The sequence below is a fragment of the Paraburkholderia sp. BR13444 genome (assembly GCF_040948755.1).
Taxonomy (GTDB): domain Bacteria; phylum Pseudomonadota; class Gammaproteobacteria; order Burkholderiales; family Burkholderiaceae; genus Paraburkholderia; species Paraburkholderia youngii.
In genome coordinates this window covers 132,185-156,774 of sequence record NZ_JBFPKM010000009.1, presented here as the reverse complement: position 1 = coordinate 156,774, position 24,590 = coordinate 132,185, and the positions used below count along the sequence as shown (strand labels likewise).

The window sequence follows — 24,590 nt, the reverse complement described above, 5'->3', positions numbered from 1 at the left end:
GTTGGGTTCGGCATCCTGTTCCCTCTACCAGGCGGACAGGATGCCGATGTCTTTCAGGCGTTCTATAGACCAACGTCCGGCAGCGTCGGACGCGTAGCGAGCGCCTTTGCGACGATGTCTTTGACTTCGGCGAGCGTATCGCCTTGCAATGCAAGGCGCGGTGGACGCGTAACGGCGCTGCCGCGGCCAAGCAATTCCTCGCACAGCTTGATGCATTGCACGAGGTCGGGGCGCGCGTCGAGGTGCAACAGCGGCATGAACCAGCTATACAGCGCCAACGCTTCATCGAAACGCTTTTGAGTGGCGAGGCGAAACAGCGTCTCGCCTTCCTTCGGGAACGCGTTCGACATGCCCGACACCCAGCCTTCCGCACCCACCGCGATGCTTTCGACCACCACGTCGTCGAGGCCGGCGAACAGTACGAAGCGGTCGCCCACCGCGTTGCGCAGATCGATGAAGCGCCGCGTATCGCCCGACGAATCCTTGAAGCAGACGATGTTCTCGCAGTCCCGCAGCGCGATCAGCACGTCCGGCGTCACGTCGTTCTTGTAGATCGGCGGGTTGTTGTAGATCATCACCGGCAGGTCGGTGCTGGTCGCGACCGAGCGGAAATGCGCGGCGGTTTCGTGCGGCTTCGCGGAATAGACGAGCGCCGGCATCACCATCACGCCGTCGACGCCGACCCGCGCGGCTTCACGCACCGTCTGCCGTGCGAACTCGGTCGTGAACTCGGCGACGCCCGCGACGACCGGCACCTTGCCGCCGGACGCGTCGCGCGCGGCCTCGATCACCTGAAGCTTTTCCGACGTGCTCAGCGAAGTGTTTTCGCCGACCGTGCCGCAGACCACCAGACCCGACACGCCGTCCTTGACGAGATTGCTGACCACGCGGTGCGTCGCGTCGATGTCGAGCGAGAAATCCGGCTTGAACTGGGTGCTGACGGCGGGAAACACCCCGCTCCATTGGATAGCCTTGCTCACTTTGTCCGTCTCCTTCAAAAAGCCGGCCGCGCCGACACACGTTGAGTATGACGACGAGTATCGGCCTTTGTCCGGAAGCGGGCTTGGGCTTTTTCGCGGCTGAAAGAGATTAAATCCGCACAGTCGGCGAGACGCGGAATGGCCGCGTCGGGTCGCGCCATTCAACTTCACGGCATCGCGGCAGCGGCGCATGTGAGCGCCGTCGCGCGATGCGTCGACGCGGTCCGGGATGCCGAGTCCGGCATAGCGGCACGCGATGCGTCGTAACTCGTGCCGCCAGCACGCAGGCGGTGCGACGAAGAGCGCGGGCCCTCCGTCAATCGATCAGGCGCCCAGCAACACGCCCGTTCTGATCGGCCGCGTGCCGCTCACGCGACCGAGCGGCGCACCGGCCGTCACGAAGCGGATCGCGCGTCGCATGTACAGCACCCCTTCGGTCTGGCTCGCGATCGTGGTCGTCTCGTCGGTCAGCGGATCGACGATATCGAACAGCGGCTGGCCGACGCGGATCGTGTCGCCGATCTTCGCGCGGTGCACGAGAATCCCGCTTACCGGCGCATAGAACTGCTCGCTGCCCGCGAGCGGCGTCGCCGGCGACAGAAGCGGCGGCAACGGCTTGGCCTCACCGCGAATCGCACCGCGCCACACCAGATAGTCGACGAGCGCGTCGGCATCCTGCTGCGCGACTTCGTAAGACACGTCGCGCTGGCCGCGGCATTCGACCGTCACCGCGATCGACCCGGTCGGCACCGGCTTGCTCGCCGGCATCTGCTGCTGCAACGTCCACCACAGCAGGCTGTGCGTTTCGTCGAACGCGCCGCCGCCCGAATCCGTCGCGAGCAACGAGGCCTCGGCGCCGAGGTAGCGCGACAGCGGCTCGAACTCGGCCCACGCGGCCTCGCTCGTGTACACATGCATCGCCGCTTCGAGCGAGCAATGCAGATCGATCACGACGTCCGCGTCGCATGACAGCTTCAGCAGCGCCAGTTGCAGCGAGTCGAATTCGGTCAGCGGCTTCTGTCGCGCGAGTTCGGCCGTGAGCAGTGCGCGCACGATGCGGCGGTTCGCGTTCGCGTCGGCTCCCAGCGCCTCCCTTGCATTCTCGACGAGCTTCGTGAACTGCACGAAATGCCGGTTGAAGTTCTTGCCGCTGCCGAGATCGAAGCGGCCGACGAACTGGCCGAGCACGTATTGACTGAGCCCGACCGGATTCGACACCGGCACGAGCACGATTTCCGCATTCAGCGCGCCGGCCTGTTCGAGGTCCAGCAATCTCCGCTTCAACAGCACCGTGGTCAGCATCGACGGCGTTTCGTCGGCATGCAGCGACGCCTGGATGTAGATCTTCTGCCCGCTATTGGCCGGGCCGAAATGAAACGACACCAGCTCGCGGTGCGTGCCGATAGCCGGCGACAGAAGCGGAATCGATTGCCTGTTCATGAATGAAAAGCCGTGAAGAAAAGTTGGAAACCTGGATCAATTGCCGTACGGATCGAAGTCGAAGTACTTCTTCGCAATCTGCGCATAGGTGCCGTCCTGGCGCATCGACGCGATCGCCGCATTGATCGATGCCTGCACTTCGGTTTCATCCTTGCGCAAGCCGATGCCGACGCCGCGATCACCCATCGAAAGCGGCTCGCCGACAAACGCGAAGCCCTTGCCCGCCGGCGTGCGCAGGAAGCCGTAATCGGCCTCGACGGTGCCGAGCAACGCGCCGTCGAGCCTCCCGTTGCGCAGATCGGCGAACACCTCGTCCTGGCTCTTGTAGGCGACCACGTTCGCGCCGAGCGGCGTCCAGTTCTTCAGCGCGTAGCCCTCGAACTGCGTGCCCGACTGCACGCCGATCTGCTTGCCGGCAAGTCCGCTCGCCGTAGGCGCGAGCGATGAGCCTTGCCGCGCAATCAGCCGCGACTTGAACTGGAACAGCTTCGACGAAAACAGGATCTGCTGCTCGCGCTTTTCGGTGATCGCCATCGACGACAGCACCGCGTCGATCTTGCGCGCCTGCAGCGCCGGAATCATGCCCGAAAACTCGAGTTCGACCCACTGACAATGCGCGTGGATGCGCCGGCAAATCTCGTTGCCGAGATCGACGTCGAAGCCCTTCAGACTGCCGTCGGGGGCCTTCGAGTCCATCGGCGGATAGGTCGGGTCGATGCCGAGGCGCAACGTGTTGGCGTCAGCGGCGAACGCGCCGCTGCTGAATGCCAGCGCGGCGCAAAGAGTCATCAGCGAAGTTTTCATGGACGGCGACGGGAGCGGATCAGGACAGCGCGATCGTAAGCTGCCGCCGCGCCTCAAAGAAGTCCCGTTCGGACTATCATGATCACTTTTACCGATCACCAGTCCCTGACGCCAATGGCATTGACGATTTCGCAGTTGCGCGCGTTCACGGCGGTCGCCGAGCATGGCAGCATCCGCGCGGCGTCGCGCGCGCTCGGCATTGCGCAAAGCGGCATCACGCAGCAGTTGCAGAACCTCGAATCGATGCTCGGCGCGACGTTGTTCACGCGTACCAATCGCGGCATTGCGCTGACCGATGATTTCATGGATCCGTGAAGGCACGTTGGATTTCGCGGTCGCGCTCGTCTCGAAGCAGACCGATACCGCCGATCTGTCGGTCACGCCGCTCTATCCGTCCGACCCGGTGATCGTGTGCCGGCGCGGTCATCCGAAGGCGGGCGCGAAGTCGCTCGCCGAGCTCGTCGATTGCACGTGGGTGACGACGCGCTCGCCGAATCTGACCGAGGAGCCGCACGTCAACCGCTTGAGTCATCTGTTCGACAGCCACGGTTTGCCGCCGCCGAAGATCGTCGCGACCGTCGAGGGCTTATACGAGACGTTGCATCTGGTAGGCGCGACCGATTGCCTGTCGCTCGAATCGTCGGTCATCACGAAGCGCGGGCCGTTCGCGGACATGCTGACGACGATCCCGGTGCGCGAGCGCGCGTTGCAGCAAAACGTCTGTCTGCTGCAACGCGCGGCGATTCCACTGACGCCAGCCGCGCAGGAGTTCGCGACGATGATCGCGTCGTACACGCGCACGGTGCGGCGCGTTGAGCCTTGACTTCAACCCGCCGTTTCTTCGAGCGCGATCAATTCTTCGATGCGTTGTCTGCGCCGGATCAGCCGCGCATTGCCGCGCTCGTTCAGCACCTCGGGAGCAAGCGGCCGGCTGTTGTAGTTCGATGACATCGACGCGCCGTACGCGCCCGCATCATGAAACACGAGCAGGTCGCCCACTTGAGGCGCGGGCATCGAGCGGCTCGTCACGACACCGCCTTCCGCCTGCGTAAACACGTCGCCGGCCTCGCACAACGGCCCCGCCACGCTGAACGAGCCGACCGGTGCATCGCTCGGCGTGCCGTCGTGCCGAAGCACGCTGATCTCGTGATGACTGCCGTAGAACGACGGCCGCACGAGGTCATTGAAGCCCGCGTCGAGCAATGCGAATTGCCGCGACGGCCGCCGGTTCAGCGCGTGCACTTCGGCAACCAGCACCCCCGCCTGCGCGACCAGAAAGCGCCCCGGTTCGATTTCGAGCCGCACACGATGCCCGACCAGTGCTTCGATGCGCCGCCGCGCATCGTCCCACAGCCGGAAATAATGCGCGGTATCGACGCTCGGCTCGCCATCGCGATACGGTACCGACAAACCACCACCCGCGGAAATCGCCTCGATATCCTGATCGAGTTGCGACACTGCATCGACCATCGCGTCGCAAACTTTCGCGAGATGCGCGTAATCGACACCGGAGCCGATATGCATGTGCAGCCCGACGAGCTTCAGCCGATAGCGCCGCACCAGTTCGAGCGCGCGTGGCAGGTCGTCGCGCCAGATGCCGTGCTTGCTGTGCTCGCCGCCGGTGTTGGTCTTGCTGCTGTGGCCGTGACCGAAGCCGGGATTGATCCGCAGCCACACGCGATGGCCTTCGCTCGCATGTCGTCCGAACCGTTCGAGCATGTCGAGCGAGCCGGCGTTGACTGTGATCCGCTCGTCGAGCACGGTGGCTAGCGTCGCGTGGTCGAGCACGTCGGCGGTGAACACCACGCCTTCGGGTGCGTCGTGCGACACAGCTTGAGCTGCAAACCCCGCCGCAAAACTGCGCGCTAGCTCGCCCAAAGAGACTGCATCGACCATCACGCCTTCGTCGCGCATCAGCTTCAGGATGTGCACGTTCGAACAGGCCTTCTGCGCGTAGCGAATCGTGTCGAAGCTGCGCAACTGCGCGATGCGCTGGCGGATCGTGTCGGCGTCATAGACCCATAGCGGTGTGCCGTGCTGGCGCGCGAGGTCGGCGAGTTGATGGGGGTTGAATTGCGTCATGGTCGGTTGCATGTCGAAGCTTTGCGAAAGCGTTAGCCGACATGATGAGTCGCGGCGATCATTCAGTAAAATACCAATCCATCGCTGATCTATTCACTTCTGATATACCCCGAACCACTATGGCGCTCACGCACCGGCACATCGAAATCTTCCGCGCGCTGATGACAGCCGGCAGCGTCACCAAGGCAGCCGAGATGCTGTTCACGTCGCAGCCCACCGTGAGCCGCGAACTGGCGCGCATGGAACAGAGCATCGGCTTCGCATTGTTCGAGCGCGCGCAGGGCCGGCTGCGTCCAACGCAATCCGCGCTGACGCTGTTCGACGAGATTCAGCGCGCGTATGTCGGGCTCGAGCGCGTCGCGTCGACGGCGGCCGCGCTGCGCGAATTCAAGGGCGGGCAGCTGTCCGTGATCGCGCTGCCGGTGTTTTCGCATTCGATCCTGCCGGGCGCCGCCAAACGCTTTCACGATGCGCAGCCGGGTGTCAGCGTATCGATCGCGACGCAGGAGTCGCCGTTTCTCGAAGAATGGCTGACCGCGCAGCGCTACGACCTCGGCCTCACCGAGCACGACGCGCCGCCGCCCGGCACGCGGCTCACGCCGCTGATCGCCGTCGATGAAGTGTGCGTGCTGCCCGACGCTCACCCGCTGCTCGCGAAACGCGTGATCGCGTTGAAAGACTTCGCCGATCAGGCGTTCATCAGCCTGTCCGGCAACGATCCGTACCGGCTGCAGATCGACGAAGCGTTCGCGCGGGCTGGCATCGCGCGCCGCCTGCTGATCGAAACCCCGACCGCGGTATCGGTGTGCAGCTTCGTGCGGCAAGGGCTCGGCATCGCGATCGTCAATCCGCTGACCGCGCTCGATTTCGCGGGCCGCAATCTGCATATCCGGCCGCTCGCGTTATCGCTGCCGTTTCGCGTCGGTGTGATCCGTCCCGAGCACCGGCCCGCGCATCCGCTCGCGGAAACGTTCGTCGGCGCGCTGCAAAGCGAAGCCGCCGCGCTGCGATTACAATTGAAACGTCACATCAGCCCCACGCGGTCCTCGCAGTCATAGCAGTTACGGCGGCGCCCGTCGTCATCACCCGTCGAATCCGCGCAGCGGCACGCGCGCTCACGCGGGCCACCGCCCGAACCGTCCGCCGCGCGAACCGGGCACGCTGCAAGCTGACATCACCCGCATACCGATTACCGACGCGCCGCGCGTTCGCGCCGCATCGGCGCGCCGTTTTCGAGTCCTCACGTCATAGACCCTCAACAGGAGTGTTCCACATGATGAATCGAGACAATCCCGTCTGGCTGATCACAGGCTGTTCCACCGGCTTCGGCCGCGAGCTCGCGAAGCTCGTGCTCGAACGCGGCTGGCGCGCGGTCGTCACCGCGCGCGATGCATCGAAAGTGAAGGACATTGCCCAGGGGCACGGCGAGCGCGCGCTGGTGCTGCCGCTCGACGTGACCAATCGCGCGCAGATCGAAACCGTGGTCGCGCAGGCGAAGCGCCATTTCGGCCGTATCGACGCGCTCGTCAACAACGCGGGCTACGGTTATCTGGCCGCGATCGAGGAAGGCGACGACAGCGAAGTCCGCGCGATGTTCGAGACCAACGTGTTCGGTCTCATCGACATCACGAAGGCCGTGCTGCCGATCATGCGCGAGCAGCGCAGCGGTTTGATCGTCAACGTGTCGTCGATCGGCGGCCTTACGAGTTTCGCGGCGACCGGCTTTTATCATGCGACCAAGTACGCGGTCGAGGGGCTGTCGGAATCGCTGGCGCTGGAAGTGAAGCCGCTCGGCATCGGCGTGCTGATCGTCGAGCCGGGGCCGTTCCGCACCAACTGGGCGGGGCCGTCGATCAAGCAGTCGGCGACGCTGATCGACGACTACGCGTCGACCGCCGGCGAACGCCGCAAGCAGACAGAAGCGCGCAGCGGCAAGCAGGCCGGCGACCCGGTGCGCGCCGCGCAGGCGATCATCGATGCGGCGTTGTCGGACACGCCGCCGCTGCGTCTGCTGCTCGGCAAGGCCGCGCTCGATCTCGCGTACAAGAAGCTCGATTTCATGCGCGGCGATTTCGACACATGGCGAGCGACGACCGAGGGCGCGGACTATCCGCAACGGACGGCGTAGAGCAGGTTTATCAGGCGAGCCTCGGCGCGCCCCTTAAAACTCCACCAGCGCAAAATCGTCCTTGCCCACATCGCACAGCGGGCAGCGCCAGTCGGCCGGCACATCGGCCCAGCGCGTGCCCGGCGCGATGCCCTCTTCCGGCACGCCGGCGGCTTCGTCGTAGACCCAGCCGCAGATCACGCAGACCCATTGCTTGAACTCCTCGGCCGTGGCGGCGTTCGCGGCCGACGGCGCATCGGGCGTAGCGGGTGCGGCGGCATCCGCCGCGGTCGTGCGCGCCGTCGCATCGAGGCTCACGACGAGCGGCGCGACCGTGCCGCTACCGGTTCCCGCGAGCCGTGCCTGCAGGCTGTCGAGCAGGCGCTGCGCTTCGTCGTGGGTCAGATCGATCCAGTACGGATCGCCGGCGCCATCGTTGAGCCGCTCGGGGGAAAACTGGATTTCTACGGCTACGCCCTTTTTGTACATGGCAATCGGAATCTCGAGGAAGCCGGCGACGCGCGCCGGCGTAAGGCTGCCCGCGCGACGCGGGCGCTGCTTCAGTGCGTCTGTACCAGCAGGTTCAGCGCGTACGACGCGATCAGGCCCGCGGCGCCGATCAGGCCAAGCAGTTGCAGCAGAGTGAGGGATTTACGCGAGGCGGCGGGGGTTTGTTGCGTGGTCACGAGCGAGTCTTGAAGTTTGGAAAAAGCGCAATGGTACACGGGTGCGGACGCGACGAATGTCGATTGGCGCAAACTCGCGAGCAATAACAGTACCCTGCGACATTATCGCCGCTTGCACGCCGCGCATTGTCTACCGTGCGGAGATGGATTAATTCCCAGCGGAGGAGAAAGCCGTGGCGGGACGGATTGCGCGGCGCCGGTGAACACACCCGCGCCGCGCCGCGCTGCGTTCACGTCTTCGCGAGCGGATTGCCGTGACGCGAATCCCAGAAGCGGATCACCGAGGTATCGCCAGTGCCCGCGCCGACCACCTGGTCCGGCGCGCCGCACTCGCGCAGCAGCGCGCGCAGGTCGTTGATGACTGGGAACACCTCGTGATTCCAGTCGGCTCCCTGCGAATCGTGGGCGCGCTGCTCCGCCTCGACGATCTCGCGATCCTCCTTGAAAATGCGCTCGGTGAACCACACCAGCAGCGGCCATGCAAGATTCATCACGCCCGGAATGCCGGGCTTGCGGATCGACAGCAGCCCGAAGGTTCGGTTGGTGCGCTGCTCGCGATCAAGCGGCACATAGACGATCCACAGGTCCATCACCAGCGTCTTGTCGTCGTTGCGGATCTGCAGGGTCTGGTATGGGTATTCGGTGCGGATCGTCATCACGTCTTTATGGTTGAAGCCACCGGTCTTGCGCCTCTCGCCGAACACCATCGCCTCGCCAATCGGCTGCTGGCCCGCCATCCGCGCGAACGTATAGTCGATCTCGACCCAGCCCTCACCGCGCCGCCGCCCGAGCGAACGCGCGCGCATCTGCCCCATCTGGCGCCGATGCAGGAACTGGTGATTCATGTCCATCAGGTTCTCGTGCATGAACGAATAATGACACTTGACCGGACGGCCGAAGCGGCGCGTCTTGTACTTCGGGTCCGACACCGAGCAAAAGCCCGGCAGCGGCCGTTCCTCGGCGAGCGCGGCATCGCCGGGAAACACGAAGATCAGTCCCGCCACTTCCTGACACGGATACGAGCGCACGCCGTTCGGCAGACGCTCGCGGCCGAGGTAGGGCACATCGATGCAGGTGCCCGAGCAGTCGTAGGTCCAGCCGTGATAGCCGCAGCGAATCGATTCGCCGTCGACCACGCCCTGATGCAGCGGCACCTGCCGATGCGCACAGCGATCTTCGAGCGCGAACACCTTGCCGCTCTCGGTGCGCGCGAGCACGATCGGATCGCCGGCGAAGGTCACGCCGAGCGTCTTGCCGCGCTTCACTTCATGCGACCACGCGAGCGGGTACCAGTAATCGGGATGAATGGCGACGCGGCGCAGATCACGCACCGGCGCGTCGTGAGTGGCTTGAGCAGGCGCGGCGGCAAGCGCGGCGCCGGCGATTTCCTGTTCCTGTTCTAGCGGGGGAACTGCATGCATAGGTCAAGCCTCCGTGCACGAGCGGATAGAAGGTTGCCGCGCTGCATGGCAGTGCGGCATCTTTACCAGTCTACTTGATGCAGCCGCCGCATGGCACTGTGGCGGGCATGCGCGATGCGTCGCAGCACACTTTGCGCATCAGCCGCATCGGCGTGAAGGATCTACCTTTACCACACCCGCCCTACAGAAACATTGACCTGGGTTATGAACTGTCCATCGACGTGCTCAATCGTCGTCGCCAGCGACGAGCCCGGTGCGCCGTTGCACGCCCCATGCGCGGCCGCCGCGCAAAAAGTGCAGCCAGCCGAGCGCGGCGCCCAGATGACGCGCGAGCTGGAACGTGAACGGCTCGGCGACGGCCGCGAGCATCGCCATGCCGAGGCTGTTGCCGCTGCGCTCGCCGGTCCAGCGCCGGTACAGATGGATGCTCCATAGGTAAAACGCCAGATCGATCGCCGTTTTCAGACCGATCACGCTGAAGATCGACACGACGATCGCGCCATGTCCGCCGAATAGAAAAGCGAGTAGCAATGCGAATGCCGTGAGGCCGTAGATCGGCTGCATCGTGTCGACCGCCTTGATCGGCAGCATCAGCATGCCGAGCGTGCCGTAGCGCGGATTGCCGGTCATGTCGCGGTTCCAGTACTGCGTCTGCAGGAAGCCCGCGAACCAGCGGCGACGCTGGCGCAGAAAGCTTGCGAGGGTGTCGGGCGCATCGGTGCGCGCATGCGCTTCGCCGACCACGCGCACGTCCCAGCCGAGCTCGTGATCGACCGAATAGCGGCGCAGCCGGTGAATCAGCTCGTAGTCCTCGACCAGACACTGCGGATCGAAGCCGCCGACCGCGACAAGCGCATCGCGGCGGAACGACGCGAATGCGCCCGAGATCAGCAGCAGGCTGTCCGCGCGCATCCACGCGAAACGTGCGATGAAGTTACGCATGTACTCGTAGGTCTGGAACCACTGGAACACGCGGCCCGACAGCGACTTGCCGCAGACCGGCACGAGAATGCCCGCCGCCGCGACGAGCGACGGTTCGCTCGCGAACGCGGCGCGCATCGCGTAGGTGGCGTCGTCGTCGAGCAGCGTGTCGGCGTCGACGGTCATCACGGTGTCGGTCGTCATCACGGTGATCGCGGCGTTCAGCGCGCGCGCCTTGCCGCCGTGCGGCACGCGCAGCCAGAACAGATTCGGATGCAGCGAACTCGGCGCGCTCAGCACGCCTTCGGCGGCGGGCGTGAGGCCGAAGCGTTGCGTGAGCAGGTCGGCTGTGGCGTCGGTGGAGCCGTCGTCGGCGATCACGATCTGCGCCGGGCCGTGCGTTTGCCTCAGCAGCGCGGCGAGCGTCACCGGCAACACGGTGGCCTCGTTGTGCGACGCGACGATGACACCCATGCCCGGCAGTTGGCGCCGTTCGTAGTCGGCTTCGAGCGGCGCCGCGCGGCGCGTGAGCGGCAACGATTTCCACGTGACGAACGCGAGCAGCAACGTGTCATAGACGACATATGCAATCCCGGTTGACCACGCAAGCGCACCGCGCAGAAAGAACGCGCGCGCAAACAGCAGCGCCCACAGCACGACGACGCTGGAATGGATCAGCGTGCTCCAAAGCGTCGCGCGACGCGGCAGGATGCGTGGTGACGCGGCCGCGAGTGCCTGTTCGAGGGTCTTCTTCAAAGCGAATATTTCAGGTTGGGGCTGGTGGCGGTTGGTTGATGAAACCGTGTTCGTGCCGCGGCTTTACGGCTTCATGCGCTTCAACACCGATTTGCGATCGAGCCATTCATGCTTGAGCGCGCCGCCGATATGCATCGCCAGCAACGCATAAAGCGTATAGCCGAGCCACGTATGCAGCACGCCGAAGCGATCGTGCAATGTCTCCTTCAGCGTCGGGTCGAGGTGCATCACATAGCCGATACGCGGCCATTGGAACAGGCCGAACCACTGCATCGGATGCGTGGCCGCGTCCTTCCAAGCGGAATCGTGCAGCCAGCCGGACAGCGGCAACGCAATCATCAGCAAATACAGCGCGAAGTGCGCGAGATGCGCGGCCATCTTTTCCCACGACGGAAACTCGCGCGGCAACGGCGGCGGCTTGTGCGATACGCGCCACAGAATGCGCAGCAGCGCGAGCCCGAGCACCGTGATGCCGATCGATTTGTGCGTGTCGATCACCGGACGCACCCAGTCGTCAGGCAGGGAATCAGCGGACAGCGCGAGCACGACGTTGACGATCATCAACAACGCGATCAGCCAGTGCAATGTCATCGCGGTGCGCGTGTAACGCGACGGGTAAGTCGCATCGGTCGAATCGGCCAGGGAGTTCGCTTGGGTGTTCATAGGGGTTCCGTTCACGAAGGCGATGAAAGGCGCGAAAGATGTTTGAAAATCGACGCTGCCGTTATCAGGCAAACGCCCAAGTTTGCCGTCTTATTCCGTAAAACGCTTAACGTGCATGTTTCAGTTTGTTTCGGGCTTTTGATTTCGCGCACCGACTCGTTTCACGGGATGACGCGGGTCCTTGGTCCGCTCATCGCTCAACTGCCGCTCGCCCCAAGCGCGCACTGCTTCGGCGAACAAACGCAGCGCGGTCGGCGGATGACGGTTGGCCGGGTAGTACAGGCACAAGCCCGCGAAGGTCGGGCTCCACTCCGGCAGCAACTGCACGAGCCGGCCGCTCGCGACGTGTTCGGCCACATGGTCGAGCGGCACCCAGGCGATGCCGATACCGGCCAGCGCCGCTTCGACCATCAGGTTCACATTGCCGAGCGTCATCGGTCCATCGACGTCGATACTCGCGCTCTTGCCGCGATGCGTGAGGTCCCAGCGATACAGCGTGCCGCTTTCAAAGCGAAAGCGAATGCAACGGTGCCGCATCAGATCGTGCGGCGCCTTGGGCGCGGGATGACGCGCGAGATACTCGGGCGACGCGGCCGCCACCAGACGCATGTCGCGCCCGAAGCGGACCGCGATCATGTCGCGCGGCACGTCCTCGAGCACGCGGATGCCCGCATCGAATCCTTCGGCGACGATATCGACGAGCCTCGAATCGACCACGAACTCGACGTGAATCTCCGGATAGCGCGCGAAGAAATCGGGCAGCACATGCCGCACGATCTGTTTCGCGGACGCCTCCGAAGCGCTGATGCGGATCGTGCCCGACGGCCGGTTGCGCGCGGCCGTGACTTCCCCGACCGCGTCGTCGAGATCCGCCAGCGCCGGACGCACGCGCCGTAGCAATTGCTCGCCAGCTTCCGTCAACGCGACCGAACGCGTAGTGCGATTGAAGAGCCGCACGTCAAGACGCGACTCCATGTTGCGCATTGCGTGACTCAACGCCGACGGCGACAGCCCGAGCACGCGCGCGGCGGCGCTGAAGCTGCGCTGCTCGGCGATCGTGATGAAGGCGGTCAGTTCGGCAAGGCCCGCGCGCGGCACTCGGGAATTCGCCATTTGTGAATTAAATTCAATACGTCATGCAAGTATAGAGATATTGTTGAGCCGCACACAGCAACCTAAACTCGCTTCCAGTGCCACGACTCGCGTGGCGCGTGTCGCATTCAAAGCGTCGTGGTCCCGGCAGCAGCCGGGGCCGGGCGCATCAACTGGAGCGTCGTATGCAAACACGTCAACTCGGTAAAAGCGGCCTCGAAGTATCCGCGCTCGGCCTCGGCTGCATGGGCCTGAGCTTCGGCTACGGCCCTGCCACCGAAAAAGCGGCCGGCATCGAACTGATCCGCGCGGCCTTCGAGCAAGGCGTCACGTTCTTCGATACCGCCGAGGTCTATGGTCCGTTTGTGAACGAAGAGCTGGTCGGCGAAGCGGTCGCGCCGTTTCGCGATCAGGTGGTGATCGCGACCAAGTTCGGCTTTCAGGACGGCGACACCAAAAAGCCGCTCAACAGCCGGCCCGAAAACATTCGCGCTGTCGCCGAGGCTGCGTTGAAGCGTCTGAAAACCGACCGCATCGATCTGTTCTATCAGCATCGCGTCGATCCGAACGTGCCGATCGAGGACGTCGCCGGTGCGGTGAAAGATCTGATCGCCGCAGGCAAGGTCGGGCACTTCGGCCTGTCCGAAGCGGGCGTGGAGTCGATCCGCCGCGCACACGCGGTGCAGCCGGTCGCGGCGTTGCAAAGCGAGTATTCGCTGTGGTGGCGCGAGCCCGAAGCCAGCGTGCTGCCGACGCTCGAAGAACTCGGTATCGGCTTCGTGCCGTTCAGCCCGCTCGGCAAGGGCTTTCTGACCGGCGCGATCGACGAGCGCACGACCTTCGACAAGAGCGATTTCCGCAATATCGCGCCGCGCTTCTCGGAAGAGAACCGCAAGGCGAATGCGGCGCTCGTCGACGTGCTCGGGCGGATCGCGGACGGCAAAGGCACGACGCGCGCGCAAATCGCGCTAGCGTGGCTGCTCGCGCAGAAGCCATGGATCGTGCCGATTCCGGGCACGACGAAGCTGCCGCGCCTCGCGGAGAACGTCGGCGCCGCCAGCATCGTGCTGACGCCGGCGGATCTCGCCGACATCGAAGCGGCGCTCGAGCAGATCAAGGTGGTGGGCGAGCGCTATCCGGCGCAGCTTCAGCGGTTCATCAACCGGTAGGCGGTGCGCGGTCGCGGCGCTTCAGGTTTTGGACCTGTGCCGTGGTTTGGCTGGCTTTTTGCCCGGCGTTTTGCTCGATGGCTTGCCTGGCTTTTTGCCCGGCGCCCCGCAGATCAGCGCGACGCCAGCCTGCGCCGTCGCGCGCAGCGACTCGCGCGAGTCGCCCGCGCGCGAGCGCAGCGCGAGAGTATGCAGAATCGCCGATGCGACTTTGGCGAGCAGCGCGGGACTCGCGGCGGCATCGAGTTCGCCTTGAGCTTGCGCGCGTTCGAACCGTCGCTCGAACTCCGCATCGAACGTGGCAAGACCGTGCGCGAGCTTGTCACGTACTTGCGCATCCGCTCTCGACTCCACCGCCGCCGTGCCGATCAGAAAGCACCCGCGCGCCACCTCGCCCGGTGGAAAGTAGAGCGCGAGCGAGCCTTCGTATACGGCCAGCAACGCCTCGGCGAGTGGCCGGTCACCATGCAGCGCGGCTTGCATCGCATCGCGGCCAAACGCGATGTAGCGATCGAGCGTGTCGAGATACAGCGCGTGCTTGTCGCCGAAAGCGCCGTACAGGCTCGGCCGGTTCATGCCGGTCGCCTCGCTCAACGCATCGAGCGACGTGCCCGAGTAGCCGCCATGCCAGAACGCGTCGCGCGCATCGTTCAGGGCCTGTTGCGAATCGTAGCTACGCGGTCGTCCGCGCGAGCGTTTTTCCGTTTTTGTACCGGTATGCATAAAATTCTCTGGCGTCATCCATTTTTGTTCACTATAGTACAAAAACACCTTCACCGACGACCGGAGACATCAGCATGGAGCTTTATTTTTCGCCGCTCGCGTGTTCGCTCGCCACGCGCATTTCGCTTTACGAGGCCGGCGCCGATGCGCGCTTTATCGAAGTCGACACGAAATCGAAGCGGCTGCGCGACGGCTCCGATTTCTATCCGATCAATCCGCTCGGCCAGGTCCCCGTGCTTCGCACCAACGACGGTTGGCTGCTGCGCGAAAACACCGCGATCCTGCCTTATGTCGCCGATGCCTATCCGGCGGCCGCGCTCGCGCCGCTTGCCGGCACGGCGGAGCGCGCGAAATTGCAGGAGTGGCTTGGCTTCATCAGCACGGAACTGCATAAGGGAGTATTCGTGCCGCTGCTCGATCCGGACGCGGCCGCCGACGTTCTTAGCTATACACACAAGAAGGTGCCGTTGCGATTGAATCTGCTGGAGCAGCATTTGCACGGACGCGAGTTTTTGCTGGAGCGGTTTTCCGCCGCGGATGCTTATCTGGTCACTGTGTTGAACTGGGCGCGCTACAGCGGCGTCGAGCTCGCGCAGTGGCCATCGGTGCAGCAGTACTACGAACGCACCGCGCGTAGGCCATCCGTTGCAAAAGCGATGGCGGAGGAGTACGTGCTTTATCGCGAGGAACAGGACAGACGCAAAGCCGCGGCCACGTAGTCTTGCTCACTAGCTCAACCGCAAACTCCGCAATACGTCGAGCACATACTGAGTCGGACGCTCCACCGTACCCGCGCGAAAGGCTAGGCCCAGCTGCCGCCATAACGCCGGGCGCAGCGCACGTGTGACGATGCGAGTGTCGGCCGTTGAGCGGCCTGCTTCCTGCGGCAGCAGCGCGGCGCCGTATCCCGCCGCCACGAGACTCTTGATCGCATCCGAGTAGTTGAGCTGGATGCGCGGCGTGGGATGCTGCCCCGCCGCGCTGAACCATTCCGTCGTCAAACGGGAAAGCCGCGTGGTGGCGTCGTTCAGGATCAGCGGCTTCGCGGCGATCCACTGCGGCGTGATGCGCGCCGGACACGGCCACCCGGCCGGCATGAATGCGACCACCGGATCGCGGCGCCATTTTTCGATCGATAGCCCGCGTATCGGCGCTTGCGGCAGCGCCACGATGCCCACGTCGAGCGACTCCTCCGCGAGTCGCGTCAGCGTTTCCTGCGAAGTCAGCACGGCGATTTGCACGTCGATGCCGGGATGGTCCTCGGCCAGCCGTTCCAACGCCTGCGGCAGCAGATTCGCGATGGCTGCGGTGGAAGCGCCGAGCCGAACCCGTCCGCCGAGCCCTTCCACCTGTCGCCGCACGTCTTCCAACGCCTGCTCCGCATTGGCCAGCAATTGACGGGCATACGCCACCAGCGTCTCGCCGATCGCCGAGGCCCGCACCTGGCCGCGTTTGCGCGACAGCAGCGGCGCACCGACGCGGCTTTCGAGATCAGCGATATGCAGACTGACCGTGGGTGGCGCGAGATGCAAAACGCGAGCGGCCTCGGCAAAAGAGCCGAGGTCGGCGACGACAACGAGGGTGCGCAGGCGGTCGAGACTAATCTCTCTCATCGGAGTCGGAATGGCATTGGTCAGAAAAGCTGAATCACATCGTCAGTAAACTCAACTTTTTCAATCTTACGTGCAGATGGAAGATGGTGGCGCTGGTTTTTCAACGCTGACTATCGGGGACATCGGCATGAACTCATCTTCAACTAGAAGTTGCGAGCCGCAAGACGCTTCTCATCCGCTAGACACAATGTCGGACGACGCCAGGTCGTTGCTGCTCGGGTTCGTCTTTACAGGCGTCGTGCTGGCCCTCGCCGTGATGGCGATGATCTGGACGGCGTCTCGCCCCCCGCTCAAAGGCAAGGACTGCTCGGACCGCATCGCAAACGGCGAACACGCGAGCTTCGTCGCCTTCTTCCAGGACCCGGCGGACCACGGAGCGTTGCTGCGGTCGATCGAAGATTGCGCGAGATGAGCGTCGTTGCGGCGGGATAGCGCGCCGGTCGGCCGCGCCATCCCACACCCTCGCCAGGGAATATCCCACTTCCCGCGATACCACGGGCACAATACCCGGCGATAATGCCGGGGCACCCGCGTCTTTTCCGTTCGATATCCGAACGCGCCGATTGCCCGCGCCGCCAGTGTTCCCTTTCGATGCACCCATGAGCCACGCTACCGCCGACCAACCCGCCTCCGCCAACTCCGCTCCGAACTCGCCGCGCTTCCTGTTGTTCCTGATCTGCCTGTTCGCATCCGCCGGACAGCTCGCCATCGACATCTACGTGCCCGCGCTGCCCGCGATGGCGCACTACTTCGGTACCTCGCCGCAAGCGATCCAGACCAGCGTCACCGGCTACATGGCCGCCTACGCGTTCGGCCAGCTGATCTTCGGTCCGATCGCCGACGCGTATGGCCGCAAGCGCGTGCTCGCGTTCGGCCTGACCGTCTACACGGTCGGCTGTCTGCTGTCGCTCGCGGCGCCGAATCTCGAGACGTTCATCCTCGCCCGTGCGTTGCAGGGCTTCGGCATCGCGAGCACGAACCTGCTCGCGAAGGCGATCATCACCGATTCGTTCGCGGGTCAGGCGTTGCTGCATGCGTTCACGTACATGTCGATCGCATGGGGGCTCGCGCCGATCGTCGCGCCGGTGATCGGCGCGCATCTGCAGACGGCGTTCGGCTGGCGCGCGTGCCTCGTGTTCTTGCTGATCTATTCGCTGGTGATGTGGGCGCTCTTGTGGCGTTATCGCGAGACCTTGCCGAAGCCCGTGCATCTCGAACCGCGCACGCTGACCGCGAACGCGCGCAAGGTGCTCGCGAGCCCCGTGTTCCAAAGCTGTTTCCTCGCGCAGGGCCTGTGCTACAGCATCCTGCTCGTGTTCAACATCGTCGGGCCGTTCATGGTGCAGACCACGCTGCACAAGCCGCCGACCTTCTTCGGCTATCTCGCGCTCGGCATCGGCATGATGTACTTCCTTGGCGGTCTGTCGAATCGGCTGCACGGTCCGCGTCTGCCGAGCGCCGAGCAGCGGTTGCGCATCGGCGCGCGGCTGATGGCGGCCGCGTCGGTTGTGATGCTGCTGCTCGCGCTGACGGTCGGCCTGCGCGTGTGGACGCTCGCGACGCCCGTGCTGGTGATGGGCTTCTGCGCCGGCGCGATGTATCCGACGCTGATGGCGAAGGGCAACTCGCTGTTCCCGCACATCGCGGGCCTGACGAGCGCGATTCTCGGCTGCGCGCTGCTGCTGGTGTCCTCGGCGATGATGGGGCTGGCCGGCTTCGTGTCGGTGCAGGTGCTCACGCCGCTCGCGCTGTTCTTCGTGGTCCTCGCGTTCGTCGTGGTGATGATGGTGACGAAGCTGCTGCGCCATCTCGAGCAGGTACAGCCCGCGGCCGCGGCGACCGCGAGCGGCAACGCAGCGTGAGCCGGTACATGAGCCTGACCGAGCGCCAGACCTTTATCCGTACCCGCGCGGACCGATGAGCGGCATGCGCGAGCACATCTCCGCGTCCGCTTCCGAGCGGATCGATCCGACCGTCTGGAAGGTCGCGGCGGTCGTGTCGATCGGTTCGTTCATGTCGCAGATGGATTCGACGCTCGTCAACGTGTCGCTGTCGACGATCGGCCATACGCTCGATGCGTCGATCGCCGCCGCGCAGTGGATCGTCAGCGGCTACCTGCTCGCGATGGCGTTGATGTTGCCGCTCAACGGCTGGCTGGTCGACCGCATCGGCGCGAAGCGGCTGTACCTGTTCTGCTTTTCGACGTTCACGATAGCGTCGATGCTGTGCGGCGCGGCGCAGACGATCGGCGAGCTGATCGGCGCGCGCATCTTCCAGGGCCTCGTTGCCGGTGTGCTCGTACCGATGGCGCAGATGATGATCGGACGAGTGGCCGGCAGGAACCTCGAGCGCGTGATGGGCTTCACCGCGCTGCCCATACTGCTCGGTCCCATTCTCGGCCCGGTGCTGGCCGGGCTCGTCCTCGCGCACGCGAGTTGGCCGTGGCTGTTCTTCATCAATGCGCCGGTGGGCGCTGTCGGCATCGCGATGGCGGTATTGCTGCTGCCGCACGATGCCCCTGCGTCGCAGAAGCGGCCGTTCGATTTCACCGGCTTTGCGCTGATCTCCCCTGGGCTGGTCGCACTCGTCTATGGACTTCAGAACGCGTTGCGCGCGGTGGGCCTCGCGTGGCTGCTTGCGGGCGTCGTGTTTCTCGCCGGGTTCGTGCTGTACGCGTTGCGCAAAGGCGATGCCGCGCTGATCGACGTGCGCATGTTTGCAAGGCGTACGTTCTCGGTCGCGGCACTCGCGCAGTTCTCCGCGAACGGGATCATGTATGGACGACAGCTTGCAGTGCCGCTGTTTCTGATCGCGGGCTGCGGTTTGTCGGCCGCGCACGCGGGCGGCCTGCTCGCGGCGACCGGCGTCGGCATGATGTGCTCGTTCCCGCCGATCGGCTGGTTGACCGAGCGGCTCGGTTGCCGCGCGCTCGCGGCGGGCGGCGCATTGCTGGCGTTTCTGAGCACGCTCGTGTTTCTGTGGATGAGCATCGCTTCGTTCTCGGCCGGATGGGCCGCTGTCAGTCTGTTCCTTGCGGGCGTCGGTCAGGGGACGATCAGCGTGCCATCGATCTCGGCCGCGTATTCGTCGATCGCGAGAGAACGGCTCGCGGTCGCGAATACGGCGTTGAACATCGCGCAGAGAGTGGGCGGTCCGTTCGCCACGACGCTGCTTTCGATGGCGATCGCGTTGACGCTGCACGGTGCTTCGGATGTACAGCCCAGCCGATTTCTGCCGATGTTCGTGCTGCTGGCCGCGCTGCATTTGCTGTGCTTCGCGGCGACGATGTGTCTGCCGGTTCGGGTTCGGAGGGCGTAGGACGCCTGAGCGCACATTCCCGCGCCCGTGCTTCACAGCAGTCGCAAGCCGCCGTCACACTCGATCACCGCCCCCGTCATAAACGTGTTCTCCAGCAGAAACTGCAGCGCGTGCGCGACATCGTCGGCCTGGCCGACGCGCCGCACCGGTAGCGTTTCGCTTTGCTGGCGAAACAGCTCGCTTTTCACGCTCGCCGGAAATCTGTCCCACCACGGCGTATCGATCACCCCCGGCGACACCGCGTTCACGCGCAGCGGCGCCAGCTCGCGCGCCAGCGTGCCGATCATGCTTTCGAGCGCGCCGTTGATCGCGCCCAGACCCGCCGTACCCGGGTTCGCGATGCGCGCCGAAATCGCGGTCAGAAACGTGATGCTGCCGTCGCGACGCAGCGCGGGCAGCGCGGTCTGCGCCGCTTCGAGCTGCGGCCAGAACTTGGCCTCGAAGCCGCGCCGCAGCGCGGCCAGATCCAGCTCGGCAAACGGTCCCGCGCCTTCGCCGCCCGACAGCGTCATCACCAGATGATCGATCCGGCCGAGGCCGCCGAAAAACCGTTCGAGCGCCGCGCGATCGGTGCAATCGAGCGCGTCGCCCGTCACCTGTGCGCCGATGCCGCTCAGCGCATCGTCCAGCTTGGCGCGGTCGCGCCCCACCGCGACGACGCTCGCGCCAGCCGCCGCGAGCCGCTTCACCGTCGCGAGCCCAACACCCGACGAACCACCCAGCACCACGACCTTCTGATTTTGCCAGTCCATTTCATTGCTCCTGTGAGTGAACGGAAGACCCCGTGGCAGTAGAATGCGCGGTGCGTGTCCATCATTCAAATCGTTTAACGTCATGGCCAACATCATTGAAAATGATTTTCGGCGCTTCGACCTGAACCTGTTGCTGACCTTCCGCGCGCTGCTGGAAGAGCGGAGCGTCACGCGTGCCGCGCAGCGGCTGTTTGTTGGCCAACCGGCCGTCAGCGGCGCACTGAAACGCTTGCGCGAGACCTTCGGCGACGAGCTGTTCGTGCGCACGCCGCAAGGCATGACGCCGACGCCGCGCGCGCTCGAACTCGCGCGGCAGATCGAGCCATTCCTGCAATCGCTGCATCAGGCGCTCACGCAGCCGTCCGTGTTCGATCCGGCCCGCGCGCAGCGGGTGTTCCGCATCGGCCTCAGCGATTCGCTCGAACTGCTGCTGATGCCGGAGATCATGGCGCGCCTCGCCGTCGCAGCGCCCGGCGTGAAGCTGATCGCACGCTCCACCGATTCGACGCGCGCCGCCGCGATGCTCGACGATGGCGCGATCGAACTCGCAGTCGGCGTGTTCCGCGAGTGCGTGCCGTGGCAGCGACTCATGCCGCTGTTTTCGTGGCGCTTCGTGAGCGTCTACAGCCCGAAGCTGGTCAAGACGCGTCGCAAGCATTTGTCGATGGACGAATTTCTGCGCCACCGCCACGTGCTGACTTCGTTCAGCGCCGAGCTGCGCGGCTTCATCGATGAACGACTGGAGCTGCAGGGACTGAAGCGCGAGGTCGTGTTTTCGAGTTCGAACTTCGCGACCAGTCCGTTCATCGTGCAACGCACGGCGGCGATCGCGACCGTGCCGGAGTTCATCGGCCGCGTCTGGCGCGATACGCTCGGTCTCGCGCTCAGCCCGTTGCCATTCGAAGTGCCGGGCTACGAGGTTTCGTTGATGTGGGCCGCGGCGCACGATCAGGACCCGGCGTTGGCGTGGTTGAAGCGCGAGTTCGCGGATGCGTTCGGCACGGCTGACAGCACGGCGCGTGCGGCGAATTGACAGCGACGTATGCTACGTTTCGGAAACGTCACGTTTCGCCCGTTCAAGCCAGGAGGAAATCCGATGACTCAGCACATCGCAAAGGGCACTTTCATCGTCTCCCTTCAACCGATGCCGTTCGAAAACGCGGAGGCCGAATCGAAGCTAGGCCGCATGTCGATCGACAAGCAGATCTCCGGCGATCTCGCCGCAACCACGCAAGGGCAAATGCTGAGCGCGATGACGAACGTCAAAGGCTCGGCCGGCTATGTCGCGCTCGAACAGGTCACGGGCACGCTGGCGGGCAAGCAGGGTACGTTCGTGCTGCAGCATATCGGCGTGATGAATCGCGGTGCTGCGTCGCTGGCGGTGACGGTCGTGCCCGATTCGGGCACGGGCGAGCTGAGCGGCATTGAAGGCGAGTTCAAGATCGACATCGTCGATGGCGCGCATTCGTACGAGTTCGCTTATCGGCTGCCCGGCGATTGACGTGCCGAACCCGGAACGGCCACGACACGAGCTATCCGGGCAGGCAGGACACGGAGCGAGACTCCGTACCCTGCTGCCCGGCTTTCTGGTTCAACACCTCGGCGCTCAATGCCCCGCGATCGTCACCGATGCCGTCAACGCATTCGGATCGCGCGAAGAAGCCCCCGCGATCATCTGATAGACGCCGCCGTTGAGCTTCCACGCGTGGTTGGTCGCGTCCCACGTCGACAGCAGCTTCGGCGCAATCGATACGCTGACCTGCTGCGACTGCCCCGCCTGCAGCGCGACCTTTTGCCAGCCGACCAGGCGCTTCGGGGGTTCGCCCAGACCGCTCGGCAACGCGGCATAAACTTCGGCGATTTCCGCGCCCGCGCGTGAGCCCGTATTCTTGACGTTGAAGGTCACAGTCACATTGCCACTGGCATCCACTTGCGCGTTGAGGCCCGAGTAGCTGTAGCTGGTATAGGACAGCCCATAACCGAAAGGGAACAGCGGCGCGATCTGCTTGCCGTCATACCAGCGGTACCCCATGAAGAGCCCTTCGCTGTAGTTGACGGTCGTATCGGTGGCCGAGATCGTCGGCTGCGGCAGATCCGCGTCCTGCATCGGGAACGTAATCGGCAATTTGCCGGATGGATTCACGGTGCCGAACAGCAGATCGGCAATCGCCTGGCCGCCCTGCACGCCCGGATACCAGGCTTCGAGCACGCCATGCACGTTGCCGAGCCACGGCATCAGGACCGGGCTGCCGTTTTCTAGCACGACGATCACGCGCTTCGCTTGCGCCGCGACCGCGGTGATCAACGCGTTTTGATCGTAGCTCTGGTTATAGCTGTCGGTTGCATTGCTCGGCAGGCTCAGACTTGGCAGATCCGCGCCTTCGCTTTCCCATTGCGTCGCGAACACGATCGCCACGTCCGCCTTCGCGACCGCGGTGGCCGCCGCCGCCGCGTTCGTGCCGTCGACAAAGGTCACGCTCGCGTTCGGCGCCTTCGCCTGAATCGCGGCTAGCGGTGCCGACTTGTACCACGTCGCGCAGGTGCTCAACAGCGGCGACGGCGACACGCAGCCGGATACCGCGTTGCCCGCTGCCGCCGGCACGGCGCCCGAGCCACCGCCCGACAGCACGCCCGCATCTGCGTGACCGCCGATCACCACGATCGACGACAACCCCGCCGCATTCAGCGGCAGCACCGGCTGCGAATCACCGTTCGCCACCGCGTTCTTCAACAACACCGACGACTGCTGCGCGACCTGCAACGCAAGCGCGTTGCCCGCGGTTTGATCGACGCTGCCGCCGGTGGTCGGCGGCGAATCGAAGACGCCATAGCGGATCATCGTGCGAAGCTTGCGCTGAACCATGTCGTTGAGTCGCGACATGGGCACGCTGCCGGCATTGACCGCGCTCGTCAGCGCGGTGTTGAAATAGGACGGCAGCGTGAAGCCTGGAATCGACGCTCCGCCGCCGAGATCGCCGGGCTCTTCTTCATCGAGGCCGGCCAGCGCCGACGCGACGGTACTGTGCGTGGCGGTCCAGTCCGATTGCACGACGCCCTTGAAGCCCCACTCGTTCTTCAGCACGGTGGTCAGCAGATACCGGTTTTCGCATGCATACACGCCGTTCACGAGGTTGTACGAACACATCACGTTGCCGGGCGTGCCCTGCGTGACGCCGAGTTCGAACGCGAGCAGCTCGGTCTCGCGCATCGTGCGTTCATCGACGACCGAGTTGCTCGTCATGCGGTTCGTTTCCTGATCGTTCATCGCGTAGTGCTTGATCGTCGCGATGACTTTCTGCGCCTGCGTGCCGATCGTGCGCGCGGCGCTCAGCGTGCCGGTCAGTACCGGGTCCTCGCCCATGTACTCGAAGGTGCGGCCATTGCGTGGTTCGCGCGCGAGATTGACGCCGCCGCCGAGACCTTCGCCATAACCGAGCACGCGCAGCTCGGTCGCGATACGCGCGCCGTATTCGTTCGCGAGCGTCGGGTCCCAGCTTGCGGCGAGCGCCACCGGTGCGGGCAGCGCCGTCGCATTCGAGTTGACGACATTGACGCCGCCCGCCGAATCGGCCATTGCAAGGCCCGGAATGCCAAGCCGCGCGATGCCCGGAATGTAGCCTGCTCCGTTGACGCCGGCCGGATACGGACCGCCGAGTCCCGCGTTGGGGATGCCGACGCCGTGCACGAGCTGGATCTTTTCGGCGGTCGTCATTTGCTGGACCAGCGCGGCGGCACGCGTATCGGCGCGTGCATCGGGATCGCTCGGCAACGGCGGGTCACTGAGGCTGCTGCCATTGCCGCAGGCGGCGAGTACCACCGTGACACCGCAGGCGATGGCGCTTGCGGCAAAGGGTATCGTCAGCTTGCTTCTCATCGTCTCGCTCCTGGTTGTCGTTGTCGGTCATGTGATTTGCATTGCATAACGTTGTCGTCCTGTTACGCTTAGCGCTCGCGGTAATGCGCCGAAAGAAATTCTAGGGATGCGCTCGAAGCGCGCTTGACCGATGGGTGCAGCACTTGACCGATGAAGAGTCAGGAAAACCCGCAGACAGGTTTCGACCGG

23 protein-coding genes and 1 pseudogene are annotated in these 24,590 nt (G+C 64.7%); 10 read left to right on the top strand and 14 right to left on the bottom strand.

The window, feature by feature from the left end:
* Window positions 1–62 precede the first annotated feature (62 nt).
* The 3 genes from AB3X95_RS24760 to AB3X95_RS24750 form a co-directional block, all read right to left on the bottom strand.
* Complete coding sequence (locus AB3X95_RS24760) at window positions 63–980, bottom strand: dihydrodipicolinate synthase family protein (RefSeq protein ID WP_368622791.1); 918 nt, start codon at window positions 978–980, stop codon at window positions 63–65.
* 324 nt (window positions 981–1,304) lie between these two features.
* Window positions 1,305–2,420 (bottom strand): succinylglutamate desuccinylase/aspartoacylase family protein, encoded by a 1,116-nt coding sequence (locus tag AB3X95_RS24755; protein WP_368622790.1) that lies wholly within the window; start codon window positions 2,418–2,420, stop codon window positions 1,305–1,307.
* A 36-nt stretch (window positions 2,421–2,456) separates the two neighbouring features.
* A complete protein-coding gene (locus AB3X95_RS24750; protein ID WP_176107017.1) occupies window positions 2,457–3,224 on the bottom strand; it encodes a transporter substrate-binding domain-containing protein in 768 nt (255 codons plus the stop codon).
* A gap of 114 nt (window positions 3,225–3,338) precedes the next feature.
* On the opposite strand from AB3X95_RS24750, the pseudogene AB3X95_RS24745 reads away from it, so the two are divergent.
* Window positions 3,339–4,047: pseudogene (locus AB3X95_RS24745) on the top strand (LysR family transcriptional regulator).
* Window positions 4,048–4,049: 2 nt separating this feature from the next.
* Here the strand turns inward: AB3X95_RS24745 and lysA are convergent.
* Window positions 4,050–5,306 (bottom strand): diaminopimelate decarboxylase, encoded by a 1,257-nt coding sequence (gene lysA / locus AB3X95_RS24740; protein ID WP_368622789.1) that lies wholly within the window; start codon window positions 5,304–5,306, stop codon window positions 4,050–4,052.
* Window positions 5,307–5,425: 119 nt separating this feature from the next.
* Here lysA and AB3X95_RS24735 point away from each other — a divergent pair, with 119 nt between their 5' ends.
* Together AB3X95_RS24735 and AB3X95_RS24730 are read left to right on the top strand one after the other, a co-directional pair.
* Entirely contained in the window at window positions 5,426–6,364 is a 939-nt protein-coding gene (locus tag AB3X95_RS24735) for a LysR family transcriptional regulator (protein WP_368622788.1), read from the top strand.
* A gap of 215 nt (window positions 6,365–6,579) precedes the next feature.
* Window positions 6,580–7,434: an oxidoreductase gene (locus tag AB3X95_RS24730; protein ID WP_176120917.1), complete on the top strand. Its 855-nt coding sequence runs from the start codon at window positions 6,580–6,582 to the stop codon at window positions 7,432–7,434.
* 33 nt (window positions 7,435–7,467) lie between these two features.
* On the opposite strand, the gene AB3X95_RS24725 is transcribed toward AB3X95_RS24730, so the two are convergent.
* The 6 genes from AB3X95_RS24725 to AB3X95_RS24700 all read right to left on the bottom strand — a co-directional run bounded on the left by AB3X95_RS24725 (window position 7,468) and on the right by AB3X95_RS24700 (window position 12,958).
* Entirely contained in the window at window positions 7,468–7,902 is a 435-nt protein-coding gene (locus tag AB3X95_RS24725; protein ID WP_176120916.1) for a rubredoxin, read from the bottom strand.
* A 71-nt stretch (window positions 7,903–7,973) separates the two neighbouring features.
* The gene (locus AB3X95_RS24720) at window positions 7,974–8,099 is read right to left on the bottom strand and encodes a hypothetical protein (protein ID WP_255208719.1); all 126 of its coding nucleotides are present in this window, start codon (window positions 8,097–8,099) and stop codon (window positions 7,974–7,976) included.
* Window positions 8,100–8,329: 230 nt separating this feature from the next.
* Window positions 8,330–9,520, bottom strand: coding sequence for a Rieske 2Fe-2S domain-containing protein (locus AB3X95_RS24715; protein ID WP_368622787.1), 1,191 nt, complete (start codon window positions 9,518–9,520; stop codon window positions 8,330–8,332).
* Window positions 9,521–9,745: 225 nt separating this feature from the next.
* Entirely contained in the window at window positions 9,746–11,197 is a 1,452-nt protein-coding gene (locus AB3X95_RS24710; protein WP_368622786.1) for a glycosyltransferase family 2 protein, read from the bottom strand.
* 63 nt (window positions 11,198–11,260) lie between these two features.
* Entirely contained in the window at window positions 11,261–11,860 is a 600-nt protein-coding gene (locus AB3X95_RS24705) for a cytochrome b (protein WP_176120912.1), read from the bottom strand.
* Between the two features lie 120 nt (window positions 11,861–11,980).
* Window positions 11,981–12,958: a LysR substrate-binding domain-containing protein gene (locus AB3X95_RS24700; protein ID WP_368622894.1), complete on the bottom strand. Its 978-nt coding sequence runs from the start codon at window positions 12,956–12,958 to the stop codon at window positions 11,981–11,983.
* A gap of 179 nt (window positions 12,959–13,137) precedes the next feature.
* On the opposite strand from AB3X95_RS24700, the gene AB3X95_RS24695 reads away from it, so the two are divergent.
* Complete coding sequence (locus AB3X95_RS24695; protein ID WP_184225385.1) at window positions 13,138–14,121, top strand: aldo/keto reductase; 984 nt, start codon at window positions 13,138–13,140, stop codon at window positions 14,119–14,121.
* Window positions 14,122–14,142: 21 nt separating this feature from the next.
* Here the strand turns inward: AB3X95_RS24695 and AB3X95_RS24690 are convergent, their stop codons facing one another.
* Window positions 14,143–14,844: a TetR/AcrR family transcriptional regulator gene (locus tag AB3X95_RS24690; RefSeq protein ID WP_184225386.1), complete on the bottom strand. Its 702-nt coding sequence runs from the start codon at window positions 14,842–14,844 to the stop codon at window positions 14,143–14,145.
* A 74-nt stretch (window positions 14,845–14,918) separates the two neighbouring features.
* Between AB3X95_RS24690 and AB3X95_RS24685 the strand changes: the two genes are divergently transcribed.
* Window positions 14,919–15,563, top strand: a complete 645-nt coding sequence (locus AB3X95_RS24685; RefSeq protein ID WP_368622785.1) for a glutathione S-transferase C-terminal domain-containing protein — start codon at window positions 14,919–14,921, stop codon at window positions 15,561–15,563.
* Window positions 15,564–15,572: 9 nt separating this feature from the next.
* On the opposite strand, the gene AB3X95_RS24680 is transcribed toward AB3X95_RS24685, so the two are convergent.
* A complete protein-coding gene (locus AB3X95_RS24680) occupies window positions 15,573–16,457 on the bottom strand; it encodes a LysR family transcriptional regulator (RefSeq protein WP_368622784.1) in 885 nt (294 codons plus the stop codon).
* A 187-nt stretch (window positions 16,458–16,644) separates the two neighbouring features.
* Between AB3X95_RS24680 and AB3X95_RS24675 the strand changes: the two genes are divergently transcribed.
* The 3 genes from AB3X95_RS24675 to AB3X95_RS24665 all read left to right on the top strand — a co-directional run bounded on the left by AB3X95_RS24675 (window position 16,645) and on the right by AB3X95_RS24665 (window position 19,775).
* Window positions 16,645–16,869 carry a hypothetical protein gene (locus AB3X95_RS24675; RefSeq protein ID WP_176121089.1) on the top strand — a complete coding sequence of 75 codons (225 nt, stop codon included), beginning with the start codon at window positions 16,645–16,647 and terminating at the stop codon, window positions 16,867–16,869.
* 187 nt (window positions 16,870–17,056) lie between these two features.
* Window positions 17,057–18,319, top strand: a complete 1,263-nt coding sequence (locus tag AB3X95_RS24670; RefSeq protein ID WP_368622783.1) for a multidrug effflux MFS transporter — start codon at window positions 17,057–17,059, stop codon at window positions 18,317–18,319.
* 55 nt (window positions 18,320–18,374) lie between these two features.
* Complete coding sequence (locus tag AB3X95_RS24665; RefSeq protein WP_368622782.1) at window positions 18,375–19,775, top strand: DHA2 family efflux MFS transporter permease subunit; 1,401 nt, start codon at window positions 18,375–18,377, stop codon at window positions 19,773–19,775.
* 32 nt (window positions 19,776–19,807) lie between these two features.
* On the opposite strand, the gene AB3X95_RS24660 is transcribed toward AB3X95_RS24665, so the two are convergent.
* Window positions 19,808–20,527, bottom strand: a complete 720-nt coding sequence (locus AB3X95_RS24660) for an SDR family oxidoreductase (protein WP_176107030.1) — start codon at window positions 20,525–20,527, stop codon at window positions 19,808–19,810.
* Window positions 20,528–20,609: 82 nt separating this feature from the next.
* On the opposite strand from AB3X95_RS24660, the gene AB3X95_RS24655 reads away from it, so the two are divergent.
* Both AB3X95_RS24655 and AB3X95_RS24650 read left to right on the top strand, forming a co-directional pair.
* The gene (locus AB3X95_RS24655) at window positions 20,610–21,560 is read left to right on the top strand and encodes a LysR family transcriptional regulator (RefSeq protein ID WP_368622781.1); all 951 of its coding nucleotides are present in this window, start codon (window positions 20,610–20,612) and stop codon (window positions 21,558–21,560) included.
* Window positions 21,561–21,623: 63 nt separating this feature from the next.
* Window positions 21,624–22,028 (top strand): DUF3224 domain-containing protein, encoded by a 405-nt coding sequence (locus AB3X95_RS24650; RefSeq protein WP_176120905.1) that lies wholly within the window; start codon window positions 21,624–21,626, stop codon window positions 22,026–22,028.
* 105 nt (window positions 22,029–22,133) lie between these two features.
* Here the strand turns inward: AB3X95_RS24650 and AB3X95_RS24645 are convergent, their stop codons facing one another.
* Complete coding sequence (locus tag AB3X95_RS24645; protein ID WP_368622780.1) at window positions 22,134–24,401, bottom strand: glycoside hydrolase family 3 C-terminal domain-containing protein; 2,268 nt, start codon at window positions 24,399–24,401, stop codon at window positions 22,134–22,136.
* Window positions 24,402–24,590: the final 189 nt, after the last annotated feature.